Annotated in this window: 20 protein-coding genes, 1 tRNA gene and 1 pseudogene; 13 read left to right on the forward strand and 9 right to left on the reverse strand. The window is 58.8% G+C overall.

The genetic code is table 11. From position 1 onward, the window contains the following. The first annotated feature begins 48 nt into the window (after positions 1-48). Genes ACHMW7_RS06075 through ACHMW7_RS06090 form a run of 4 tightly spaced genes read left to right on the forward strand, consistent with a single transcriptional unit; the run spans position 49 to position 3,330 of the window. On the forward strand, positions 49-1,542 hold the full coding sequence (locus ACHMW7_RS06075) for a recombinase family protein (protein WP_395449423.1): 1,494 nt from the start codon (positions 49-51) through the stop codon (positions 1,540-1,542). After that, entirely contained in the window at positions 1,539-1,691 is a 153-nt protein-coding gene (locus ACHMW7_RS06080) for a hypothetical protein (protein WP_395449424.1), read from the forward strand. The genes ACHMW7_RS06075 and ACHMW7_RS06080 overlap by 4 nt, the downstream gene beginning before the upstream one ends. Further along, positions 1,688-2,431: a plasmid partitioning protein RepB C-terminal domain-containing protein gene (locus tag ACHMW7_RS06085; RefSeq protein ID WP_395449425.1), complete on the forward strand. Its 744-nt coding sequence runs from the start codon at positions 1,688-1,690 to the stop codon at positions 2,429-2,431. The genes ACHMW7_RS06080 and ACHMW7_RS06085 overlap by 4 nt, the downstream gene beginning before the upstream one ends. After that, positions 2,428-3,330 (forward strand): plasmid partitioning protein RepB C-terminal domain-containing protein, encoded by a 903-nt coding sequence (locus ACHMW7_RS06090; protein ID WP_395449426.1) that lies wholly within the window; start codon positions 2,428-2,430, stop codon positions 3,328-3,330. Before ACHMW7_RS06085 ends, ACHMW7_RS06090 begins: the two co-directional genes overlap by 4 nt. A 475-nt stretch (positions 3,331-3,805) precedes the next feature. Here ACHMW7_RS06090 and ACHMW7_RS06095 read toward each other — a convergent pair whose 3' ends face one another. Continuing rightward, on the reverse strand, positions 3,806-4,294 hold the full coding sequence (locus ACHMW7_RS06095; protein ID WP_395449427.1) for a hypothetical protein: 489 nt from the start codon (positions 4,292-4,294) through the stop codon (positions 3,806-3,808). A 260-nt stretch (positions 4,295-4,554) separates the two neighbouring features. Here ACHMW7_RS06095 and ACHMW7_RS06100 point away from each other — a divergent pair, with 260 nt between their 5' ends. From ACHMW7_RS06100 to ACHMW7_RS06110, 3 genes are all read left to right on the forward strand, one after another. Continuing rightward, the gene (locus ACHMW7_RS06100) at positions 4,555-5,307 is read left to right on the forward strand and encodes a thermonuclease family protein (protein WP_395449428.1); all 753 of its coding nucleotides are present in this window, start codon (positions 4,555-4,557) and stop codon (positions 5,305-5,307) included. Positions 5,308-6,128: 821 nt separating this feature from the next. Then, entirely contained in the window at positions 6,129-8,117 is a 1,989-nt protein-coding gene (locus ACHMW7_RS06105) for an ATP-dependent nuclease (protein WP_395449429.1), read from the forward strand. 6 nt (positions 8,118-8,123) lie between these two features. Then, on the forward strand, positions 8,124-10,109 hold the full coding sequence (locus ACHMW7_RS06110) for a UvrD-helicase domain-containing protein (protein WP_182575969.1): 1,986 nt from the start codon (positions 8,124-8,126) through the stop codon (positions 10,107-10,109). 384 nt (positions 10,110-10,493) lie between these two features. On the opposite strand, the gene ACHMW7_RS06115 is transcribed toward ACHMW7_RS06110, so the two are convergent. From ACHMW7_RS06115 to ACHMW7_RS06130, 4 genes and pseudogenes are all read right to left on the reverse strand, one after another. Next, entirely contained in the window at positions 10,494-12,689 is a 2,196-nt protein-coding gene (locus ACHMW7_RS06115) for a hypothetical protein (protein ID WP_395449430.1), read from the reverse strand. 300 nt (positions 12,690-12,989) lie between these two features. After that, positions 12,990-14,774, reverse strand: coding sequence for a DUF262 domain-containing protein (locus ACHMW7_RS06120; RefSeq protein WP_182575972.1), 1,785 nt, complete (start codon positions 14,772-14,774; stop codon positions 12,990-12,992). A 227-nt stretch (positions 14,775-15,001) separates the two neighbouring features. Next, positions 15,002-15,965 (reverse strand): annotated as a pseudogene (locus ACHMW7_RS06125) (IS481 family transposase). Positions 15,966-16,330: 365 nt separating this feature from the next. Beyond that, complete coding sequence (locus tag ACHMW7_RS06130; RefSeq protein WP_182575973.1) at positions 16,331-16,798, reverse strand: MucR family transcriptional regulator; 468 nt, start codon at positions 16,796-16,798, stop codon at positions 16,331-16,333. Between the two features lie 313 nt (positions 16,799-17,111). On the opposite strand from ACHMW7_RS06130, the gene ACHMW7_RS06135 reads away from it, so the two are divergent. The 4 genes from ACHMW7_RS06135 (at position 17,112) to ACHMW7_RS06150 (ending at position 20,330) form a co-directional block, all read left to right on the forward strand. Further along, positions 17,112-17,378, forward strand: a complete 267-nt coding sequence (locus ACHMW7_RS06135; RefSeq protein WP_154387441.1) for a hypothetical protein — start codon at positions 17,112-17,114, stop codon at positions 17,376-17,378. Between the two features lie 165 nt (positions 17,379-17,543). Continuing rightward, positions 17,544-17,984, forward strand: coding sequence for a DUF3489 domain-containing protein (locus ACHMW7_RS06140; protein ID WP_246341055.1), 441 nt, complete (start codon positions 17,544-17,546; stop codon positions 17,982-17,984). A 22-nt stretch (positions 17,985-18,006) separates the two neighbouring features. Then, on the forward strand, positions 18,007-18,549 hold the full coding sequence (locus ACHMW7_RS06145; protein ID WP_395449431.1) for a DUF2924 domain-containing protein: 543 nt from the start codon (positions 18,007-18,009) through the stop codon (positions 18,547-18,549). A 74-nt stretch (positions 18,550-18,623) separates the two neighbouring features. Next, complete coding sequence (locus ACHMW7_RS06150) at positions 18,624-20,330, forward strand: recombinase family protein (protein ID WP_395449432.1); 1,707 nt, start codon at positions 18,624-18,626, stop codon at positions 20,328-20,330. Between the two features lie 240 nt (positions 20,331-20,570). Here ACHMW7_RS06150 and ACHMW7_RS06155 read toward each other — a convergent pair. Beyond that, a tRNA-Ala gene (locus ACHMW7_RS06155) sits at positions 20,571-20,646 on the reverse strand. A 246-nt stretch (positions 20,647-20,892) separates the two neighbouring features. Between ACHMW7_RS06155 and ACHMW7_RS06160 the strand changes: the two genes are divergently transcribed. Together ACHMW7_RS06160 and ACHMW7_RS06165 are read left to right on the forward strand one after the other, a co-directional pair. Next, positions 20,893-21,183 (forward strand): YggT family protein, encoded by a 291-nt coding sequence (locus ACHMW7_RS06160; RefSeq protein ID WP_395449433.1) that lies wholly within the window; start codon positions 20,893-20,895, stop codon positions 21,181-21,183. Between the two features lie 420 nt (positions 21,184-21,603). Continuing rightward, positions 21,604-22,197 carry a hypothetical protein gene (locus ACHMW7_RS06165; protein WP_395449434.1) on the forward strand — a complete coding sequence of 198 codons (594 nt, stop codon included), beginning with the start codon at positions 21,604-21,606 and terminating at the stop codon, positions 22,195-22,197. A gap of 63 nt (positions 22,198-22,260) precedes the next feature. Here the strand turns inward: ACHMW7_RS06165 and ppa are convergent, their stop codons facing one another. The 3 genes from ppa to ACHMW7_RS06180 form a co-directional block, all read right to left on the reverse strand. Next, positions 22,261-22,797: an inorganic diphosphatase gene (gene ppa, locus ACHMW7_RS06170; protein ID WP_395449435.1), complete on the reverse strand. Its 537-nt coding sequence runs from the start codon at positions 22,795-22,797 to the stop codon at positions 22,261-22,263. 106 nt (positions 22,798-22,903) lie between these two features. Further along, positions 22,904-23,410: a GNAT family N-acetyltransferase gene (locus ACHMW7_RS06175; protein ID WP_395449436.1), complete on the reverse strand. Its 507-nt coding sequence runs from the start codon at positions 23,408-23,410 to the stop codon at positions 22,904-22,906. 148 nt (positions 23,411-23,558) lie between these two features. Continuing rightward, the gene (locus tag ACHMW7_RS06180; protein WP_395449437.1) at positions 23,559-24,197 is read right to left on the reverse strand and encodes a TPM domain-containing protein; all 639 of its coding nucleotides are present in this window, start codon (positions 24,195-24,197) and stop codon (positions 23,559-23,561) included.

Raw genomic sequence — 24,197 nt, forward strand, 5'->3', positions numbered from 1 at the left:
GTGAGAGGCGGCAAGGTTTGGTCTAACCGTGCTGCCGCTTATGTGCGGATGTCGACCGACCATCAGCGCTATTCAACTGAAAACCAGCTCGCCGCGATCAAACGGTTCGCCGAGGCTCGGGACATCGAGATCGTGCGGGTCTACGAGGATGCTGGCAAGAGCGGGCTGAACCTGGAAGGTCGCGACGCATTCCAACGTTTGCTCGCCGATGTCGAACGCGGTGCCGCCGACTTTGGGACGATCCTGGTCTACGATGTCAGCCGCTGGGGACGCTTCCAGAACGCAGATCACGGTGCGCACTTGGAATTCCTGTGCTCCCGAGCCGACATCGTTGTCCATTACTGTGCGGAGCAATTCGAGAACGACGGCAGCATCGGATCCAACCTGTTGAAGACCGTGAAGCGGGTCATGGCCGGAGAATATAGCCGCGAACTCTCCGTGAAGGTCTTCGCCGGCCAATGTCGCCTTAGTGAAAAGGGGTATCGCCAAGGCGGGATGGCCGGCTACGGTCTAAGACGGCTTCTGATCGATGAGAACGGCGAGCCCAAGGCTCAGCTGTCGATTGGCGAGCGCAAGAGCCTTCAAACCGACCGCGTGATACTAGTCCCCGGACCAACCGAGGAAGTTGAGACTGTCCAGCGCATCTATCGCCTCTTCGTAGACCTTCGCATGCAAGAGGCCGAGATTGCGGCCCGGCTCAACCGGGAAGGGGTACTAACCGACCTGGCGCGGCCTTGGACGCGCGGCACGGTCCATCAGGTTCTAACTAACCCAAAATACATCGGTGACAACGTCTTCAACCGCGTCTCCTTCAAACTCAAAATGCGCCGAGTGGTAAACCCCAAGGAACATTGGGTGCGCGCCAGTGGCGCGTTCGCGGCGATCGTCGACGTCGCAACCTTCAATCGCGCCGCGAAAATCGTGGAGGACCGATGCCGGCGGCTCGACGACGATGAACTCCTCGTCTTGCTCAGATCGCTTTTGGAGGCCCAGGGTTCCCTTTCCAGCATCATCATCGATGAGCGCGAGGACATGCCGTCGAGCAGCGTCTACCGGAATCGCTTCGGCAGCCTGCTACGCGCCTATCGCTTGGTTGGCTACAGCCCGCAGCGGGACTATCGCTATATCGAGATTAATCGGCGCTTGAGGGGCATGCACCCGGACGTCGTTGCAACGGTGATTGACGGCCTGCGCGCCGCCGGCGGCGACGTCCGAGTCTATCCCGAAACGGGGCTAATCGACGTCAACGACGAATTCACAGCCTCGGTCGTCGTGGCCCGTTGCGGTGAGACGCAAGCGGCTTCGCCGCGGTGGCGCATTCGGCTCGACACTGGACTCGCGCCCGATGTCACGATCGCCGTCCGCATGGACCGAGGCAACGTATCCCCGCTCGACTACTACCTGCTCCCGCGTCTCGACATGACCGAGCCGAAGCTTCGCCTCGCCGAGAGCAACGGCCTGTCCTTGGACGGCTATCGCTTCGAGACGCTGGAGTTCCTGTTCTCTCTTGCGGCTCGAGCCCAGTTTGAGGAGGCGGCATGACCGAAGCGAAGCACACTCATGTAGAGATGATCCCGATCGACCGGATCGTCGTCCTGAATCCGCGCGCCCGCAATCGGCGTAAATTTTTGGAGGTGGTCGAAAGCATCAAGACGGTCGGGTTAAAACGCCGATCCGCGTCAACACCATGATCGGAACGGATGGCCAGCGATCCTACGGACTCGCCTGTGGCCAAGGGCGCATGGAGGCCTTTCGTGAGCTCGGCCAGACCGAGATTCCGGCCATCGTCAAGGAGGCATCGGAGGAGGAATGCTTCGTCATGAGTTTGGTTGAGAACTGCGCTCGCCGGCAGCACCGTTCCATCGACCTTCTCCAAGATGTCGCGACACTGCGCACGCGCGGCTACAACGACCGACAGATCGCGGAAAAGATTGGCACCTCGCCGGAGTGGGTCAACATGATGGCCACGTTGATCGAGAAGGGTGAGCAGCGCCTTATCGAAGCCGTCGACGCTGGAACCATTCCCATCTCGGTCGCTATTGAAATCGCTCGCGCCGATGACGAGACCACCCAGAAGATGCTGGCTGAGGCCTACACCGAGGGTAAGATTTCCGGCCCCCGTCTAATAAAGATGCGGCGCCTGATCGAGCAGAGGGCGCGGCGCGGCAAGCACATGTTCACGAACCCTTTTGGCAAGAAGCTAGGTAAGGCCAGGACGTCCGAGGCCTTCGTCCGCGTCTTTCAGCAAGAGGCGGACAAGCAGCGCCTGCTGGTGAAGAAAGCCGAGGTGACACAGACCCGCCTACTCTTCGTTGTGGAAGCCTTGAAGAACCTGCGGGCCGACGAGAACTTCGTCACACTCCTGCGGGCTGAACGTCTCGATACCTTGCCGAAGGACTTGGAGAACCGCATCGTAGGAGAGGCAGCATGACAAACGTTGAAACCTGGGCGCGGATAGCCTTCGAGCCTGAATGCGTTATCGTGGCGATCGACACCCTCCTGCCTGTCCGGCCGCCTCGGGCGTCGGTCAAGGCAAGCCACAAGTATCAACAGATCCGCACATCGGTAATCGAGATCGGGCTGGTCGAGCCCCCCGTGATCGCTAGGATCGATGGCAATCCTAACAACTATCTCCTGCTCGACGGCCATGTCCGTGTCGAAATCCTGAAGGACTTAGGCGCGACTGAGATTGAATGCCTCGTCTCGACCGACGACGAGAGCTTCACCTTCAACAAACGTATCAGCCGGCTCTCCGCTGTTCAGGAGCACTCCATGATCCTGAAGGCGATCGCCCGCGGCGTCTCCAACGAGAAGATCGCCCGGGCGCTCAGCCTCCATGTCAACAGCGTGCGGCGGAAAGCGACCCTGCTAGACGGCGTCTGTCATGAGGTCGTGTCGATGCTGAAGGACACGATGTGCCCGATGGCCGTGTTCGAGATCCTCAAGCGTATGAAACCGCTGCGCCAGATCGAGGCGACCGAGCTGATGATTGCTGCGAACAGTTATACGTCGGCCTACGCCACCGCGCTTCTCGCCGGTACGCCGACCAATGAACTTGCTGGCGAGAGGAAGTCGAAGAAGGTGCGTGGGGTCACACCGGAGGCGATGGCTCGTATGGAGAAAGAACTCGCCCGCCTCCAAGAATCCATGGCTGAGATTCAGGATACCTACGGAAAGGAGCATCTCCAACTGACTGTCGTAAAGGGCTATCTTAGCAAGCTGCTCCGCAATCCGCGCGTCGTGCGCTACCTTCTTCAGCACCGACCGGAATACCTTGAGCAATTTCAGGCGATAGCCGATGTCGCCTCCTTCGCTGATCAGGCGGCATGATCCATTTCTCGTGCCGCTCGTGGCAATATCATTAGCCCCTCTCGTGGGGCAGCTTTCAGCGTGGAAGCCTTTTATTCATGATGCAGCTTCCATGCCCAGAAGGATTTCAGCTTACTTGAGCAGCCACATTGCGTGATCTTGCATCGTGACCTTCTGGCGCAACCTGGCCTTGAGGGAGGCTGGAGATGACCGTTCGTGCGGCATCGGACATCCGTATCAGACGCCCTTCAATATCCCCCAGATCCATAGCCCGGTTGGTTGCCGGCGGGTAGCCTCGCACGCCAAACATATCGAAGTCGCAGGCGTACGAGGGCCAAGCTGTTTGACGACTGGTGCGACGCCTGGCCCGTGTACCTCAACTCCAGACACCCCTCCCGCGCAGCGGGTCGTCCACGACCTAAGGGCGTTACGAACATGCAATCGGTTCCTGCAAGCTGCCGTCCGCAAATGCGCCGTTCTTGGTCCGCGCGCCTTGTCAAACGTACTTTGACGGCCACCGCCAATCAGTCTGCGCCTTGCCATAGCAGTTGGTGTCGTAGGTAAAGCGACCGGACGCGATCTCCCGACAAGCCCAGACAATCTGACCGTACGCATTGTAGAAGGCATCCCAATCCGCACCTTGATAATAGCTTGGGCGATAGCCTCCTCCACCTCCGCAATCGTTGTTGGCGCACACCGCCACCGCTGCGCCAACCGCTGCGATAGCGACGCCAGCTGCGATCGCGTTGTTTTGGTTGTTGACCATGTCTACGCACTGGAGGGCCGAGACCGACCTACTTGATAGCTCGACATAAAGCGCTTGCTTGAACTGTGCGTCATTCGTGGTGACAAAAGACCGGCACAGTGCCGATGTGCTTACGGCCTTGGGGTTCTTACTGAGCGCTTGTTGGGAGGTGGTACACGCAGCAAGTGACAGAGCGAGAAGCGCTGCCACAACAGCGGCGTTTTGCCGAATAGTATGCATTTCGAGCTCCCCAGCCCCGATAGTACGTTAATCAAGCTATCGATAAAACAGCTCTTCGTGAAGTATGGAATCTTGCGATACTTAGGCGGCTGAGCGAAGATCTAGGCAGTGCATGTGATGTGGCCCTACGTGGCCAGTTGCACGACCGTCTGGAGGGGGCTTTGACAGGCTGGGAGAGCCGACCGTCAAGAAAATTGCCGCAGCGGGTGCGTCAGAGGCGGCGCAAGCTACCCTACGCTGTGCGAAAACTGGTTCCAACGGTGGCGATCATCGGTGGAATCTTCGCCTATCAGGCCGTCGAGCGAAGTGGTGCTCAAATTAGCCGCATGCTCGACAGCGTGGGCTCGAGCGTTCCGCGCCCGGCTGAAACAACCATCCAAGGCCGCGCCTCCGTCATCGACGGCGACACTATCGAGATCGCTGGCCAACGTGTCCGCTTCAACGGGATCGATGCCCCGGAGAGCTCACAGCGCTGCCAGGATGCAAAGGGCGTGGAGTACGCCTGCGGGCGCATCGCTGCGAAGGCGCTTGACCAATTCTTGGCGAAGTCTCGCCCGGTCAAATGCGCGTTTGTCGAGTGGGATCAATATGGTCGCTTCGTCGGCAACTGTATTCGCGCCGATGGCAAATCCGTTGCCGGTTGGCTAGTCGAGAGCGGCCACGCGCTCGATTGGCCGCGATATTCTGGGCTCGAGTATGCTGGCCACCAAGCCGCAGCAAAGAATGCCAAGCGCGGCGTCTGGCAGGGGCAGTTTCAGAACCCATGGGACTGGCGGGCAAACCATTCTGGAGACATTGCGCCAACGGCTGTGGCGCCGAGCCCGAGCTTCACGTTCCTAGGCTCATCGTCGTGCGACATCAAAGGAAACATCAGTTCAGAGGGCGAGCGCATCTACCACACCCCGGGTCAAAAGTTCTATCGCCAGACCAAGATTTCCGAGGGAAAAGGCGAGCGGTGGTTTTGTTCAGAGGCAGAAGCCAAACAAGCTGGCTGGCGTAAGTCCAAAAGATAACCCTCAGCATGTCTTGACGGAACTCAACCGCAAAGCGAGGATGAACCTAAATCCGGGGGAATTTCGTGAAATCAATGCTGCAAATCGTCCTGCTAGCGCTTGTCGCGGGCTGCGCAACTCCACCATCCAATATCAAGGCTGTCGCGTCCGATGGGCGACAGTGCACCCAGGCCGACCGCGATCGCTTGGCCGACATCACAGCGCGCCAACAGCGCACCGCTAACAAGGACGCTTGGGGCGTGTTCATGATTGGTGTTCCGCTCGGGGGCGACGACACACACGAACCAGAAATTGCCCGACTGAAGGGACGCTGCGGTGTTAGATAGTCAACCTCCTGCCTTGTTGCTTACGAAGCCAATCTCCTACTTCTCGGCGGTGAAACTCACGCTTCTTGTCATGCTAGCTTTGTTGGCCTTGCTCGACCCTGCGTCAGCTCATGGCGGGGGCTGCCGTAAGAGCTCTCCTCCCGGGCAATGCTGTCACATGGACAACAGCCAAGGGTCGGTGCATTGCCATTGATGGAGACGGCTGTCCTCGCGGATCGTCAAACCAGAGCCCCGAAGTGCCTCATGCTTTCCCGGTAGTGCAGGTGGATGTAGAAGTAGTCCTGGTCGCGCGGTACGTCCGCAAAGATATCCTGCTGCTACGGCGGTCAACTACGAAGCGCTACCCGATGCAGCTCTCCCATTCTTGCGGTCGATGTCCTTAGTTTCTCTAGGCTGGACAGCATGATAGGCTAAGTAGCGGAGGGAACGTCAACGTATATCGCAGAAATTCGAATTGAGAACTTCCGGCTGTTCGGCGTTGACGACAAGGCTTTCGTGCTGCCGCTGTCGCCGGGACTTACGGCTTTGGTCGGCGAGAACGATGCTGGCAAGACCGCAATAATTGACGCGTTGCGGCTGGTGCTCGGTACACGCGACCAGGATGTTTTGCGGGTCGATTCGGTCGATTTCCATCAGGCGACACCCGGTGGTGCGCGAGCAGATGAGATCGTTATCCGGCTGACTTTTCGAGGCCTCACCACCGCCGATCGAGGCGCATTCGCCGAATTCCTCACCTATGAAACGATAGCCGGCGCGACCGAAACCGCGCTCACTGTGACCTGGGTCGCGAAACGCAACGCCAAGGAGGGCAGCTCGCGCCGGGTGTTGCCGCCGGAATGGCGCACCGGCGCAAAGGGTGACGGCCCTTTGCTTGACCCAGGGGCACGATCGCTGCTGACGGCGACGTATCTGCGGCCCTTGCGTGACGCCGAGCGGGCACTGAGCGCCGGGCGCGGATCGCGGCTGTCCCAGATCCTCCAGCACACCAAGGAGATCCGCGAAACTGGAAACCCGTTTAACAAGCTTTCCGATCCGCCTGACGACCCGGCTACGCTGAGCGTGCTGGGCCTCGGCGACTATGCGAGCCATTTGTTCGGACAGAGCCAAGGCATTAAGCAGGCGCGGAAGCGGCTCAACGACGAATATCTAAAGCCGCTGTCGTTCGCGAACGATCTTCTGCACGCACGGATCGAAGTAGCGGGCGCGCAGGACGACAGCCTCAGGCTGCGACAGTTGCTCGAGAAGCTCGAACTCACATTGACCGCCTCTGCCGACGCAGAAAGCGAGCACAGCCGGGGACTTGGCTCGAACAACCTACTGTTCATGGCGTGCGAGCTGTTACTGCTAGCCACCGAAAGTGACGGCTTCCCGCTATTGCTGATCGAAGAGCCTGAGGCGCACCTCCATCCGCAGCGGCAACTGCGGCTGATGTCGTTCCTACAGGAACAGGCGAAGAAGCAGCGTCCCGACGGACAGCGCATTCAGATCATCGTCACGACGCACAGCCCCAATCTCGCATCGGACCTGCAGCTCGACAATATTGCGCTGATAGAGGGTGGCCGGGCATTTCCGCTTAGCAAGGAAAAGACGAAGCTCAGTGCGTCCGACTATCGTTTCCTTGAGCGCTTCCTCGATGTCACTAAGGCGAACCTATTCTTCGCGCGCGCGGTATTAATCGTCGAAGGGGATGCCGAGAACATCCTGCTTCCGGTGATCGCGAGGCTGATTGGCCGTGATTTCCACCATCATGGCGTGTCGGTCGTCAATGTCGGCGGCGTCGGCCTTGGTCGGTATGGTCGCATCTTTATGCGCGAGAATACTGACCAGGACGGTGTCATCGGCATCCCCGTTGCTTGCGTGACCGACATGGATGTGATGCCCAACAACGGACCGTGGATCGTCGGCAAGTTGAAGGACGGCGAGGATATCCCAGCGCTTCCGGGATCGCGCCGCAAGTGGCGGGTGAAGGATGATTTCCCGGGCGACCAGCTGGAACAGCGCCGAGCGCAGCGAAAGGCGAATGCGTCGGGTCAGAAGGTAGAGACGTTCGTCGCCAATGAATGGACGCTGGAATTCGACCTCGCCTTCCATGGCCTCAGCCAACATGTCTATCGGGCGGGCTCGTTGGCACTAGCCGACGACCGCTTGAACGCCGGAACAGCCAACCAGGCGGCCATACTCTCAGATGCCGACGCAGCCTATCAGGCGCTGGTTGATGCGGGTCACGATCTTCCGACGCTCGCCTTGCACGTATACGCGCTGTTCGAGGCCGATGGTGCCTCTAAGGCGATCGGCGCGCAACATCTCGCCGAACTTCTGGAGGAGGCGATAGCCGACAATAGCCTCGATGCCGAAGGACTGCGTGCGTTGCTCCCGCCTTACGTCGTTGCCGCGATCGCGCACGTCACCGGACCGTTCGTACCCGCGCCCGTTGGCGGCGAGGCAGGTGAGCCAGGCCGGGCGCCTACCGCGGCGCCGGTGTAATAAACGATGTTCGACGATCTCATTCGAGAGGAGGATGTCGCCTGGGCGGCAGCGTTAATGGGACTGGGTCCTGACGGGTTCGCGCCGGTCGGCGACGATGTCAGCCGACTCCAGGCGATGCTACGGCTCGACACTGTCGATTTTGAGGCTTGTCCGGGCAGCGGCAAGACGACCTTGCTGGTCGCGAAACTGGCAGTTCTGGCGATGCGTTGGCCACACCGTCAGCAGGGCATCTGCGTACTGTCGCACACCAATGCAGCGCGCAACGAGATCAGCGCGAAGCTCAGCCATTCGGCGGCGGGGATCGTGCTCACACGCTACCCGCATTTCGTTGGCACTATCCACGCGTTCGTAAACGAGTATCTGGCGCTGCCCTGGCTCCGGTCGAAGGGCACTGAGGTGCGCTGCGTCGATACGCAGATCGCGCTTGCGAAACGCTGGAGTCTGTTACCGCAAAACCGGCGCTGGGCGTTGCGGCAGGCCAACCTCAGCGAGACCTGCCTGATCTACGAGAACATCGATTATGGCGGCGGTCAAACCGGTAATTTCGGACCGCATACGCCAACCTACCGGGCGATCGTCGAAGCGCGGCGCACGTCGAGCGAACAAGGGTATTTCTGCTTCGATGAGATGTTCCTTTGGGCCAACGAGCTGCTTGACCGGCATCCGGAGACGGTCTCGACGCTGCGCTGGCGCTTCCCGCTTGTGTTCGTTGATGAGGCGCAGGACAATAGCGAGGCACAGTCAGCGCTGCTACACCGCCTGTTCTGCCATGGCGACGCGCCGTCACGTCGGCAGCGATTCGGCGACTCCAATCAAGCGATCTACGGCAGCCCCAGCCAGAGAGGCGCCACGTCTGACTTGTTTCCAGGCGCCGTCATACACCCGATGCCCCGCAGCTACCGCTTCGGTCAGGACCTCGCGGATCATGTGAAGGGATTGGGGGTGACGCCGCAGGCGCTACTTGGCGCCGGTCCACCGGATCTCCTTGGCGTTGATCCCAAAGCGCCGGCGATCTTCCTGTTCGACGATGGGTCGGTACAGGGCGTGCTGGCGCGCTACGGCCAGCATCTGCTGGAGAGCTTTGACGCAGCCGCGCTCGAAAAGGGCGTGTTCACAGCGGTGGCCGGGGTGCACGAGCTTGGCAAGGACGATCGGATCCCGCGGGCACTCGGGCACTACGCGCCGAGCTATGACCCGGTATGTGCGCGGAGGGAGTCCGCGCCGAGCAGTTTCGTGCAATATCTCGCGCGGGCACGCTTCGAGACGGCGGGCAGTGGGAACACGGATAGGTTGGTCAACGCGACGGCGGCGGCGCTGCTTGCCGCGAGCGAGCTTGCCGGCGGCACCCATGGATACGGTTCGCGGAAATCCCCACATCGCCGCGTGGCCTATATGCTCGGCGACAGCGACGCGCGAGCCGATTATCTCGCGCTGCAGGAAATCGTCCTGACCCATCAGGGCAACCTTAGCCCAGTCATCTGGATGGCGGCACTGGCGCATGTCGAAGGGGTGGTCCGGCACCTTAGCGGTGCGGCGGCATTAGGCGGCGATGTCATCACTTTCCTAGCTCCACCACAGCCGGAGGCCCTTGCCGAGGGCGGACTCGCGAACGGCGCGCGCAGTGACAACTTGTTTGTTTATCCGCCCGACGCGCCGCAGCTACGCATTCGTCTAGGCTCGATTCATTCGGTGAAGGGCGAAACGCATACTGCCACGCTGGTGCTCGATAGTTTCTATCATAACCACCACCTCAGTGAATTGAAGCCGTGGCTGCTAGGAGCGAAATCGGGTGGCTTTTCGACGAACCGCAGGGGCCGGCAGGTCTCCGAGGGCGCGCGTATGCACGGGCGGCTCAAGCTACATTATGTTGCCATGACGCGCCCGACTCATTTGCTGTGCCTAGCGATGCGGAAGGATGCCTTCGTCGAAGACGAGCTCAACACACTAACGAATCGGGGTTGGACGATCATTGACTGCACAATCGCGTAAGTGTGATCGCAGGAGTGAAGCAATAAAGTCCGATACTGCTGCGCGGATGTTTAGACGAGTTCTGCATCGCGAATCGATCGGCTCAACCCGATGTCACGTCAACCTCATCGAAGCTCAGCAGAACTTCACTGCAAAGCAAATGAGTGTTCGTTTTACCCACGGCGCTAAGCAACTCTGAAACAGTTAAATGCGGGCCCCATAAAGCCGCGTTTGAACTCGAGCCCGTTCCTGTCGCTTTCAGTAGTTGCGTGGAGCGCCAAATACGCGACTTGGGTGGTGCTCTATTCACCCTTGTCTATTCTAATATTTGACCCGATCGCGGGGCACCCACGATTGCCACGGCCGCCATCCTTCCTGCTTGACTGCAAATGCAATAATGGCGGCTTACGATAAACCTGGTGCCTTTCCGGTCCTTAGATCCTCCCAGCTAACCACCAGAATCATTTCCGATCCGCTGCTGTTGCTAAATAGCAGGACTTTGTCGGTCACATCCTCGACTTCCGGAATCCAGGGCATTGAGGGAAGGCTTCCTATGGAGATTTCGCCGCCTGCGCCAACGCAGATACAGGGGTTCTTCTCTCCACGTTTGCGGGCGGCTACGATCTGCTGTTCCAGCCAGTCCCAATCATGGCAAATCGGTGCCACGGGTGCCAATGTATGTGCAAGTTGTGGGTGCCAACTATCGACGATCCCGGGGATTTCAGTCAGCAACTTGTCGATCAGCAGGTCCGCCCTCAGCTTGTCGATCGCGGCCAAAGCGGCATCCTTCCCTTCGCTCAAAGGCACCAGATCGCCAAAGCTTGCGGCTATGGCCTTGGTGGCAGAGTCGGCGTCCCGGCCATCGCCGGTTGCCGCTACAACAGACCATTTCAGCCAGTCTCGCGCCCTCGCCACCGCCAGTACGCGAAGGGATGCGACCTTAGGATTGTCCTGCCTTGCGTCGAACTGCCAATCGAAAATGGCATGAGCCTGCCAGCCGGTCGAGAATGCTGCGCGCATCAGTTTCTCGTCTTCACCGATGAAGGCCCGCAAGATCCAGTCAGCAAAGGCCGAAACAGACGCAAATGCCTGTTCTCCGGTTTCGGATTGACGCACGGCAATGGTGGGCGGAGCCTCATCCAAATCTTCGGCAGACAAATATCGTAGCGCTACCTCCTGCAGTATACCGGCCATATCAACCTCAGCCCAAAATGTACCAGCTTGCAGTAGGCGTTGTTGCTCTGGCTCGGCATCCGCCATCTGGGCGGAGAGTGAGCCAAATCGGCCGAGCAGCAATCCCAATCTGAACAAAGCAGAAAAGGTCCACTGACCGTCGGTCAGCGGTGGCGCCAACGCGATCTCGTCGAGCAGAAGCACGCCGAGGATTGGATGGCGCCAGTCCATGCCTGGCCTGGCGCAGCTCGACATAAAATTCCGCATTCGGTCGACATGGCGAACGGCATCGCGCGCATAGTCACCCAACACGCCCCAGAAATCGACCGAAACCGGCATGATGTGCCGGTCCAGCGTCAGCCCCGGACAACGCCAGCGCTCGATGTTCCTGATGCTTTCCCAACCTGGGGTCAGAGCCCATTTTGGCGAGCCATATCCTTTCAAATACTCGACGGCAGCGCCGCCGTCACATGATAGCCAGGCCCAGGATGCCGATAGTTCGGCCGCACGATCGCCCGCCAGGATGTAAGCCGATATCGGCGAGCCGCTGTCCTCCAGAAACCCTTCGCTTTGCGCCCTCTGTAGAAAACTGAATGGGTTCACGACACCGGCTAGGATTAGATAGGGCGTATCGGCCATCCTCGGATAGAGGTGGTTGTAGGCCATGATCACAAAGCCAGAGCCCCCGGAACGCTCGGCCTCGCGGACCATCAGACTGGCAGCGGTCGAGCAGACCGCATAGACATTTTCTTCGTCCAGTTCCGGTAATGGTGTGAAGGACAGTGTTGCCGTCACAATTCCATTGGCAGTAAGTTTTTTTTGACCGATCGCGCTCCAGGCGGTCGGAACATGTACGACCAGGCGCGGGCCTTCTTCGCGATCCTCGAAGCGCAGACACAGAACGCGGCGCCGGGACCAACTGTTTAGTCCGGTTACGGCATGATCGAGAAGCGTCGAGAAATTGCGCGATACGATCACCATCATGACATCGTTCGCGCTGGAGAAAGGCGTGTGGTTCAGCGCCTCATGCTCATAGGCCATGATTTCCGTCACCGCTTCGCGGGCGCTGCCATCCTGATTCTTTATCTCGAACAGAATGAACTGTGAGGTCTCGCGCGCACAGTAGAGCAGATCGACAAAGAGTCTTTCTCCTTTCTCGCGAGAGATGCTGCGATTATTCTTGCTGACTAGTTCGAGGGTGTGGAGCGCTCCCAGCACATGCAGGGCCGCCCTGAGATTTCCCAGCCGCGTGAGATAATCGATGGGAAAATGCGGTTTAAATGCGGGCGATTCAGATCCGGCCAGCGATTCACGGACATTGTCAGCGCCTATGATAACGTCTGACAATTTGCCCTGCGCAATGACCGATTCAAGCCAGTCCTGAACCTTCTGCTCTTTGTCGAACTTCTGTTTTCCTGCCTGCGCCAACCGGCACCCCTCAACTCAAAATATGAATGCTATGAGGATCATTTCTGGAGGGCAATGTCCCTCAGTGGAGTAACTGTGCTTGGGATGCAGTCAGTCGGCAAAATCCCCCAGTCGGCCACTCGAGGCTGCTCAAAATGTGCATTCGGACCGTTAACAACTTTTCTCTATGACCAATATAAGGCCGTGTGCCGATCATCGGCTGCCCCCGTCTAAATCTGTCGCTCGAACGCAGACTATTGGCACTGATAGATCGATGACTGCCGCACCCCCGAGCGCGCTTCGTACTAAGTTCATGCACGTTCATGGTAAGGGCCAGTACTCGACGGCCAACTCAGCTAACTGCGATGACCGTGTTTCGACTTGTTTGAATCTGAAAGCCGGCATGGATGCCAGATCCTGAGTGACGAGGATGGAGGACTGCTTGTAAACCGCCTTCTTGGCGGCGAAAGGATTGTTCGAAGCCGTAATGTTCAGTTCACCCGCGAAGAGGGTCAGGTTGCCGATTCGGGACACGAGGCGCGGGTGGAGAACATCGATCTTCTCGCCCAGATAAGTGGTCCAGTCACCATGCTCGCGCTTGGATTTGGCCGTCTTTATTTTCTGAGGAATAATGTGCTCAACATGCACGTCTTCTGCTCCAAGCACAGCTAGCTCAGCATGCTTGCCGTGGTGCCTTATTTCGATCTGCTCCAGACAGTACCGCGCACGTTCGATGATGTTGGACGTGAAGTTGGCATTGGTGAATTCGTGTTTAAACTTCTCGTCGGTTGGGCAAGCGTCTCGATAAGCCTTTTTTGTGGCGACCAACGGGTTCGTGGGCTCCACTTCGCAAAGCCGGGCAAAGAGCGTCTCGGTTTCATTCGAGCGCTCACGGCAGATGTGGCGACGGAGAACAAAGCTTTCGGTGAGCTTGAGTATCTGGACAAAGGCCTTATCAGCGATGCCGCCAACGCGCAGGTGCATCAAGAAGCCATAAGTTTGAGCAGACTTTATCATCCTCAGATTGCGTAGATGTCGATCGATCTGCTTGTTTCCGGTTTTCACCAGCACCAACTGGCCAAACACTTTCGAGCTGACGACGAGGCGTTCCATGAACTTGGCGAACGGAATCTGCTCGCCGTCCTGCTCAGGTATCTCAACGTCGTCGATTTCTGCTTCTTCGTTCGGTTCCTCTTCGTCCGTCTGTTCCTCATCTACATAGAGATGCCGGTCGGGTAAGGCCTTGGCCTCAATCACTTCGTTCATGAACAGCGTCTTGAACTCGCGAACGACCTGATTTTTAGTTATCCGCCTTTGAGTGGAGGAAATCAGGAAGTATCTGAAGAAGCCGTCAGCGTCGGTGCCGTCGAGGTAGGAGATAAGTGTAGCCCACTCTTTCCGCGCATGCTGGAGTTGAGAGGCACCAAACCTGGCGGCGTTGCCGAGGACAAAATTCTTAATTATGTCGGTTGGACTTAGCCTTAGCCCGCGATTGTTGATTGTCTCAAAGAGCTTGAAGGCATCCTTCGCGTCGCTCACATCCAAGCGTACAACGAGCGCCTGGTTTTGAAGCTTAAAGGAAAACGCTGTCAGCTCTTCCATGGACTTTTCTGAAAGCCACTGGCGAATATTCAAGAAGGCCTTTGCGAGATGATGGTTCTGGTAGGCGTTGCAATCGATCTCTGTCTTCGTTGCCAGATCACGGAATTCATCACCATCAAGGGTGTTCAGTGCAATTTTGGGTACGGGCGTCCCGCCAGGGGCTTTCGCGGTGAGGAGTCGAATAACATCTCGCGCCTGATCTTCATCCCCGTCTTGAAGGAAGCGCTGTCGAAGACACTCCAGCAGCACGCAGATCGTTGATAGCCGCTGCTGTCCGTCGACGAGCTCCAGCTCATTAATTCCGGGTGTGTGATGTCCTGTCAGACATACAATGCTTCCTAGCAGGTGTACGTCCGCGCCTTCTAAAAGGTCAATGTCCTCAAGAAGCTCATAAACATGACGATCCCGCCAAGAGTACCGGCGTTGGTATGCCGGTATAACAAACTGCTCGTTCGCAGAACCCAGCAGTTGGTCAAGCTTCAACGCCGTAGGCGCAATTTTCATGAACGGCCCCCCAAATCTCTAGCATCAGGTCGTTTGATTGACCACTCTGCAGTGCCAACTAAATCGCTTGTGCCACAACACGTCTAGTGGCTATCGATGATGTAGGCTTGGATCTATTGGTAAGGTCATGCGGCGTTGGTATCCGCATTTACACTGGGAATGATCGGCCGCTTCGCTCGGCCTTGCTGTTTCTGGACTGGAAGCGCTTCAGATGCGTATCCGTTCTGCTAGGTGTTCAGTCCCGAGGTCAAGTGGACCGGGTCGAGCCGGAAGCGATCTGGCTGGTTTGCCCAGGCCGTACAGATGGCTTCGTAGGGTGTAAGACCGCGAAGGGTCTTGAGCCGTCGGGCGAAATTGTAACCGTCGAGGAAGGCGGCAAGGTGATCTTCGAGTTGGCGGTGGGTCTCGTAGTGATACCGCCGAACGGTTGCCTCCTTCAACGTTCGGTTCATCCGTTCGACCTGACCGTTGGTCCATGGGTGATTGGGCTTGGTGAGGCGGTGCTCGATGCCATGGCCCCAGCAGGCCCGGTCGAAGGGATGTCCGCGCCAGCTTGCGGTGGGGCCGTCCCGGTTCTTGGGCAGGTCGGCAAATTGGATGCCGTTGTCGGTGAGCACGGTGTGGATTTTGTAGGGGACGGCTTCGACCAACTCCTCAAGGAAAGTCCTGGCGGTGACGGTGGTCGCCTTCTGCACCAGCCGAGCGAAGGCGAACTTCGAGGTCCGGTCCACCGCCACGAAGAGATGGAGCTTGCCCTCCTCGGTTCGGACCTCGGCGATGTCGATGTGGAAGTAGCCGATCGGGTAGCACTTGAAGGGCCGCTTGGCGGGCTTGTCGCCGGCGACGTCGGGCAGGCGGCTGATCCCGTGGCGCTGCAAGCAACGGTGCAAGGACGATCGCGACAGGTGCGGGATCGTCGCCTGCAGCGCATAGAGGCAGTCATCCAGAGGCAGCAGCGTGCTTACGAAAGGCAACGACCATCGCCTCTTCCTCGGCGGTCAGCACGGTCGAGCGCACGGTCTTCGGACCCATCGGCGCATCGTGGACAAAAGCCCGTTTGCGCCACTTGGCAACGGTCTTCTGATTTAGGCCGTGCTGCACGGCTAGCTCTTTGAGCGAAGCCTTCGATCGCTGTATCGCTGCTCGGATGGCGTGCGTGGTCGTGGCGCTGCCGTGGAGTATCTGTCCCATAGCTTCTGCCGGAATGAAGGATCAGCTTGACTGATTCCCCCACACTCCGGGACCAGACACCTAGCGAATGGCGGTTTTGGGGGACTCGCATAAGTAGCTTGGGCGGGCGGAATGGAGGTGCAAAGCTGTTGTGCAGAACCTGAAGTCTAGTCGCCTCATCCCAGACATGAATCCTGGTTCAACGGAGGTCCAGGTTGGGTGCAGGTCAGCAGGATTGGGATATCCTTCGACTGTAATATGCTCGCTTTAGGGAGTCCGCCGTCGGACACGGACGCTGGTAATCGGCGTCCATTGCCCTAGATAACGGCGCGAAGCATTTCCCGTGCCTAGTAGCCAATACAGATTGCTCGTTGGCCGCGCGCGTATCACTTGCTCTTTGCGGTGCGGCTCGCCTTGGCGGGAGCTTTCTTGTTCTTGGTCGGCTTCCGCCCGAGTCCCAGCTGTTTGGCCAGTTCGGAGCGTGCCGCTGAGTAATTGGGAGCCACCATTGGATAGTCGTTCGGGAGACCCCATTTGGCGCGGTAGTCTGCCGGTGTCATGCCATACTTGGACATCAGATGGCGCTTGATAGATTTGTATTTCTGGCCATCCTCGAGTGAGATCATGTAATCCGGAGTGACCGACTTCTTAATGGGGACAGCGGGCTTCTGGACTTCGGTCGGTCCGGCTGGTTCGGTGCTCGAACCAGCGGACAATGCCTGAACTGAATGATGTACTTGATTGATCAGATCAGCAAGTTCGGTAGCGGGCACCGGATTGTTCGATACGTAAGCAGCAACAATATCTGCAGTTAGGGGCAGCAGCAGCGTGGTTTCGGCAATTTTGTCAGACATGGCCAGCCTTAATGAATAATGTTTGAGGGGTCACCACTGCTGTCTAATAGAAGCTACTGATGTCGGCAACTGAAAATGAGCCAAAGATTTTCTGAATAACACAATATTCTCCGTATGACGGTGTCATTCGCAAAATACAGCTGATGTGAGCTGATGGAGCGTATTTTTGCGCATACTGCTTAACTCCAATATGTGCGACTGAGGGTACCTATCCTTAGGTGTCAGAATTTGTTCTGCACATTTGGTCATCTCCCGCTGGACTTCCAGGCAACAGCAAGCATGTGTGGTGTCGAACGCAATGGCGGAGGCATTCATGCCGAAGGAAGAAGTAAAGACCCAGCTGAAGGATGACGGCGATGCCCGCCTCCGAGCAGTTCTGTCTGGAATCGAGCCGGAACTGCGACGGCTCAATGCGGTGATCTCAAATCTGACGGTCCTGGCGGTTGCACAAGACAACATTGAGCCGACAGCGCTTACCGTGCTGGCAGAGGTCGGCAGCGACGCAATTGGACGGGCATCGAGCAGTTGGCGAGATGCCTTCGACCTTGTGCATGCAGCGCAGCGCCGATCGGCAACCTGAGTGGACTTCCAGACCAAAGCAAGCATGGTTGCTTAAGACGGGGTGAGGCTTTTGCCCCGATGAGATGAGAGGCCACCCCGCCCAAAAGTTCTTCGCCCGCCAGATGCGGGCTTCCGTCAGTACCGGCGCCGAATGGTTCGGCGCTGTGATTTGCGGAGAAAGACTATGGCCATTTCCAAAACTTCGACCTCGGATGCAGTCGAGTTTAAGCGGGCAGAGGCTGCCAGTGACGTTATGATGGGTGAGGCAGGCGCGGGCGCTGCAAGCGACCCGGGCGCCGCTGCGAAACCGGCTCCGAAGAGCAAAGCACAGGTCGTGCGTGGGAAGACGATGCCGAAGGGCGCGCCTACATCCGAGACGTCAGTGACCAAGGTCAAGAAGACTCGGCCAACCGAGACCAAGGCAGAGATGGTGCTGAAGAAGCTACGGCTGACCAAGGGCGCGACGCTCCATCAGCTCATCGACGCCACCGGTTGGCAGGCCCATTCGGTGCGCGGCTTTCTCTCCGGAACCGTGAAGAAGAAACTCGGTCTGAACCTTATCAGCGAGACTAGCAAAGACGGCTTGCGCCGGTATCGCATCAATGACGCCGCCGCGGTGGTCTGACGCCATGAGAGCGGATGGCAACTTGGAGCAGGAGCTTGCGGAACTGGAAACCCTCTCGCGGGACGAACTTAGCGCTCGTTGGCAAAAGCAGTATGGCTCCTTGCCCCCGACCAGTGTGCGCCGCGTGCTCCTGATCCGGTCGGCCGCCTGGCATCTCCAGGCCAAACGTCTCGGCAGCTACTCCGCCGAGACGCGGCGCCGCCTCAAGTTCGCCATGGCGGACGTTAGTAAGACCTTGGCCGATCGCCGCGCCAATCAGCTCGCCCAGAAAACTGATGGTACCCAAGCTACCGTGCCTCTTGCCAGCACAAGTCGCCGTGAACAGCCGTTGGCGGCGGCTGGAGCCAAAACGGGCAGTGGAAGCTTATCGAAACCGAAGCGCCGCGATGCACAGCCGGGCGCAAGGTTGATACGCGACTGGAACGGCCGAACACATGTCGTCGACGTGATCGAAGGTGGTTATGTCTTCGAGGGTAAGCTCTACTCCTCGCTGACCGCAATTACCCGCAAGATCACTGGAACCCACTGGTCGGGACCAAGGTTTTTCGGACTGGTGACACGATGAGTGCGGCTTCAAGACGGTCACACAGTTACGGAAATGGCAGCACCCGGCAGCCATCGGATGAAGCCAGGCTGGGTATGTCGAAGCTGCGCTGTGCGATCTACACCCGCAAATCGAGTGAGGAAGGTCTCGATCAGGAGTTCAACTCACTCGATGCTCAACGTGAAGCATGTGCCGCTTTCATCGCCTCGCAAGTTGGGCTTGGCTGGAAACTGGTCGCTGACCGATATGATGATGGTGGCATCTCGGGCGGTACGATGGAACGACCGGCATTGCAGCGGCTGCTCCAGGATATCCGCGATCGCAAGATAGATGTCGTGGTGGTCTACAAGATCGACCGACTGACCCGCTCTCTGATGGATTTCTCGCGCATCGTCGAAATCTTCGACGACAGCAGTGTCTCGTTCGTCTCCGTCACCCAGCAGTTCAACACGACCACCTCCATGGGCAGGCTCACGCTTAATGTGCTCTTATCCTTTGCCCAGTTCGAACGCGAGGTCACTGCCGAGCGCATCCGTGACAAGATCGCCGCCTCCAAGAAAAAGGGCATGTGGATGGGAGGTACTGTGCCGCTGGGCTATACGGTGCTGCAGAGGAAGTTGGTGATCAAGGAGCCGGAAGCCGGTTTCGTGCGCGGCTTGTTCGAACGCTATGTGCAACTTCGGTCAGTGCCGGCGCTTGTAGCGGAGGTAAACCGGCAGGCAATCAGCATCGGCCAAACGCCCAACGTGGTCGGTGCCTATCCTTTCACCCGCCGGATGCATGCAGGCATGGTCTACAAGATGCTGGCCAATCCGCTCTACATTGGCAAGCTGCGCCATCTCGGCAACATCTACGACGGTGAACACCAACCCATCGTCGACAATGAGTTGTTCAACAAGGTCCAAGAACTGATGGCGCTGGGGGCCGTCCGCGCCAAGGGTTCGTCCGTTCATCCCGATACGCATTTGCTGTCAGGGATTGTCTTTGACGAAACTGGAGACCGGCTGCGGCCAACCCATGCGACCAATCGTGGCAAGCGCTATCGCTACTACATCTCGAGCCGACTCCTGCCGAAGGATCGTCGTGATGAGGGCGGCTGGCGCGTTTCGGCTTCGGAGCTGGAAAACGTCGTCCGCTCCTTCGCAAGGAGGCTACTGTCTGATCAGATCAAGCTCTCGGAGTGGATTGCTGCTGATATCGCGCCAGACATGGTTCTTTCAGGCTTGAGCGGCGCATCACAGATAGCCGACCGCTTGGCGTCCTGCCAAACGAATGTCCAGGCAAAGGCCATTCTGCAGATGTTGTTCAAACGGATCACACTCTCTGCAACGGAGATCTGCTTTGACATCGACCGTGCTGCCTTGATCCGAATGCTGATCGACGTCAGCGTTCAAACTGAATTGGTTGAGGCCAGCGCGACAGATCCCAGTACCGTTACCATAGAAACCATCGTCGTTCCGATCGTATTCAAGCGACGCGGTATTGAAGCGCGACTCATCCTGGATCCCGAAAATGCTCCAGCGCGGCAACCGGCCGCGCCGCTTGTAGCCCTCATTGCCAAGGCCCAACTCTACCTTGCAATGCTCACCGAGCGAGCCGGAATCACGCTCGTCGAAATCGCCGATCACTTCGACGTGCATCCGGCCGAGATTAGTCGCCTATTACCGCTGGCATTCCTCTCGCCGCAGCTTACCAATGAGATCTTGACGGGCTTGCAACCCGTCGAGCTGTCCGCACGTATTTTGGCGCGGCTGGATCTATCGATGGATTGGTCAGCGCAGGCCGCTCAGCTTCGCAGCTAACTCCAGCAACACGCTGTTCAAGCTCACAGTTATGCCTGCATCCTTGGGATGCAGGCATAATCATTTGTCCGGCGAATTGGTCACGGAAAACGGCCACAGAGACGGCGCCCGCAATTGCCCCAGAATTGCCGGTCTCAGGGCCCGGTGAGACCAGCCCTTGGGTCTCTCTCTGCGCTAAGCCACGGAAAAGTCGAGGTAATTCTGAGCGAGGGGAGAAGTGGTGGTTTGCCAATATTCCGCTGGTGGAGCTGAGGAGGATCGAACTCCTGACCTCGTCATTGCGAACGACGCGCTCTCCCAGCTGAGCTACAGCCCCGTCCAGCGGATGGCCGCATTTATTGGCGGTCGAAGCCGTCTGTCAAGCGAGCAGTTGACGTAGGGGCGATATCGTCCATTGGCTAAAGCGCGGGCGCGATACCCGTGCCAGCGTAGATGCGCTGACGAGACGTTGCCGACATAGCCGTGATGCGGTCGACGGATGCGGAAGGAGCCGGTTCGGTCACGCGGGGCTTGCCGCTCAGGCGTGCAATGGCTAAATGTCGGCAATTCATTGGAGAACGGCATGATCGCCTTGATCGCAACCATTGACCTTGCATTGAGCCTCTATTGGTGGGTCATCATCGCTTCGGCGGTCTTCTCTTGGCTCTATGCCTTCAACGTGGTCAATCCGCGCAACCAGGTCGTCGGCACGATTGGCAACATGCTCTACAGGTTGACCGAGCCGGTGCTTCGGCCGATCCGCCGATTGATGCCTGATCTAGGCGGCATCGACATTTCGCCAATCATCCTTTTGCTTGGCATCTATTTCTTACGCGTATTCCTCGCCACCAGTGTACGCCCTCTGTTTGGCTGACCATCGCAGCAGACGTATCCCAGCATCCGACGGCGGATTCTAACTATAGACGGGGCTGGTGGCTAAATCTTCGAGAGACGGCGCCGACCAGACGGCTGACGGGCGCTGCCGTCTGGCGGCCCACGCGTACGCGGTGCCGGAAAAGGGCGGAGCCAACGCTGCCTTTGAGAAGCTGCTTGCCGCCGAATTCGACATTCCCAGGAATCCATAAAAGTGGTCGCCGGTGACACGTCGCGGTTCAAGACCATTCGCAACACCAGCAATACCGGCGAACTGGCCAAGCTCATGATGGGGCTTGCCAGGAGCTGAGCCCGCGCTCTGGATTGCGCGGCTCCGGCGCGACATACTCCGGTTGCATGCGCGCGGGATGTTGCGCGCATCGCCGGCTTGGAGGGGAGGCTCGGAATGCGGAAGCTCGTTTTGGCACTGGCGCTGGCCATGCCGTGGCATCAGGCCGTGGCGGAAGAAATCTCCAGCGTCTATGTCGAGACCAAGGCTGAGACTGACTGCGTGGTCTTCGACAAGGCCGGCGCCGAGGACGGTGATTACGCCAACATGGTCTGCCCGGGATATCACGGCTATCCCGTGCTGATGTTTTCAGCTGATCTCCGGGAATCCGTGTTTTACGGTTTTCCGCCCGCTGATTTCATCGACATCCCCTGGCAGAGCTTCGAGACGTTCAACAGAAGCGCTGGCAAGTCCGAATGGCGCATTTCAAGCCATGACGGGGAGACGATCCCGTTCGCGACCATCCGCCGCTGGTACGTGCAGTCGGAGCCCGCAGAAGGGGACAAGGAAATCGAGGTGCTGGTGGTGGCGAAGGTCGGCCAGCCGGGCAAGGCGGATGGCTGCGTGGTCGCGCTGGTGCTGGCGACGGGCGAGCCCAAGGCCAATGAGCTGGCGCGCAAGATTGCCGACGAACAGGTGCGGGACTTCGCCTGCGGCTCGGACGAGAGGGTGATCGTTGGCGATCCGATGCCGGTGTTCTACTCGGAAGGCAAGACGAAAGACTAGGGCGCGGCCGGCAAAGCCGACCGCGCCCTATATTCATTGAACTGCGCTTAAAGCTGGAAGGCTTCAGGCCTTCAGGGTTTTGGCGCGCTCGATCGCCTCGACGATCATCTTCTTGGCGTAGGCGGCATCGTGCCAGCCGCCGATCTTGACCCACTTGCCGGGCTCGAGATCCTTGTAGTGGCCAAAGAAGTGCTCGATCTGCTGCAGCGTGATCTCGGGCAGGTCGGTGTGGTTGAAGACGTTTTCGTAGCGGCGGGTCAGCTTTGGCGAAGGCACGGCGATGACCTTCTCGTCCTGGCCGGCATTGTCTTCCATCACCAGCACGCCGATGGGGCGCACATTGATGACGCAGCCGGGAATGAGCTGGCGCGTGTTGCAGACCAGAACGTCGATCGGGTCGCCGTCGCCGGAAAGCGTGTGCGGCACGAAACCGTAGTTACCCGGATAGTGCATCGGGGTGTAGAGGAAGCGGTCGACGACGAGCGTGCCGGCTTCCTTGTCCATCTCATACTTGATCGGCTGCCCGCCAACGGGCACCTCGACGATCACGTTGACATCTTCGGGCGGATTGTTGCCGATCGAAATGGCGTCGATGCGCATTGGGAAAGCTCCAGGATTAAAGGTGCCTCCCGATAAACGCCTTGAGCCGCGTGTGCAATGCAATATTGATTCGACCAAAGGCGCGGGAGCCTCGGTCAGCCAGGGCTCATTCCCAGACGAAAGCGACTTTCTTCAGCGCCTTCTGGTCGAAAACCTCGACACCCTCGGCGATGTCGCGGCCGCCGGCGCCGGTGTAGAAGGCCAGCGCGTTGTCGTTTTCCTCGAGCGCCCAGACCACCATGCCCTTGAGGCCGTGGTCGGCAAGGCGCTGGCGGGCAGCGGCGAACAGCCGGCTGCCGAGGCCGATGCCCTGGCATTCGGGACGCAGGTAGAGCTCGTAGATCTCACCTTGCTGCTTGAGCTCGCGGGCGCGATTGCGGCCGAGCGTGGCATAACCGGCGATCTTGCCGCCGATCTCGATGACCAGCACTGTCGCGGCGCGGCGGATGGCATTGGCCCACCATTCGCCGCCGCGGCGGTTGATCATGGTGGTCAGCGCGCGATGCGGGATGATGCCGGAATAGGCACCGCGCCAGGCCTCGTGATGGACCTCGGCGATGGCGTCGGCATCGCGGGGCTCGGCTTTTCTGATGTCTATGGTCAGCGTGTTCATAGTTTCTTAACCATAAACCGCGTCGCGACTGTTGCAAAGAGTTCCGCCGGCATGTGGATCGGTGTTTCACATCATTGGGAATGATGTTCGAGCTAAAGTGTGTCCAAATGGACTCACCAGGACCACGCGATAGCGGTCCGGCAAATAGCTAGATCTCGACGAGGTGATCGTCGAGTTCGTTGGCATCGTGCTCAGACACCGGGAAATGGCGGGAAAGCAAGGCACCAACGGTGGCAATGGCCGCAACGAAGCCGTCGGCGAGGCGGTTTGCGCGGGCTTGCTGGGTGAGGTCGCGAACGATGTCGTCCCAGGCGTCCTGCGGCACCTTGGCGTGGATGCCGGCGTCGGCGACGACCTCGGCATAACGTTCGGCCAGGGAAACGAAGATCAGCACGCCGGTGCGCGCCGTCGTCAGATGAACGTTGCGGGCATAAAACTGCCGCAGCGCATTGGCGTGGGCGGCGCGGTAGAGCAGGCTGCGCGGGACGAGCCAGATGCGCAAACCGGGCATCCACCACAACAATGCGCAGGCGGCGGCAACCGCGAGCAGCTGGACGATGACGAAATGCGGCAACCGGACCGCGACCCACCAATATTCGAGCGCGAAGGCAGCTGCGAGGCTGACCAGCAGGATGCCAAGGGTTACGGCAAAGGCAGCAGTGAAGAAATAGCTGTCGCTGCGATGGGCGACGACGCAGTAGATCTCGCCAGCGGTTTCGGCTTCCGCAGCACGGATGGCGGTGGCGATGCGCTCATGGTCGCCGGCGTTGAGGGTGGTCTGGGTCAT

The organism is Aminobacter sp. UC22_36 (genome assembly GCF_044056035.1).
Lineage (GTDB): Bacteria > Pseudomonadota > Alphaproteobacteria > Rhizobiales > Rhizobiaceae > Aminobacter.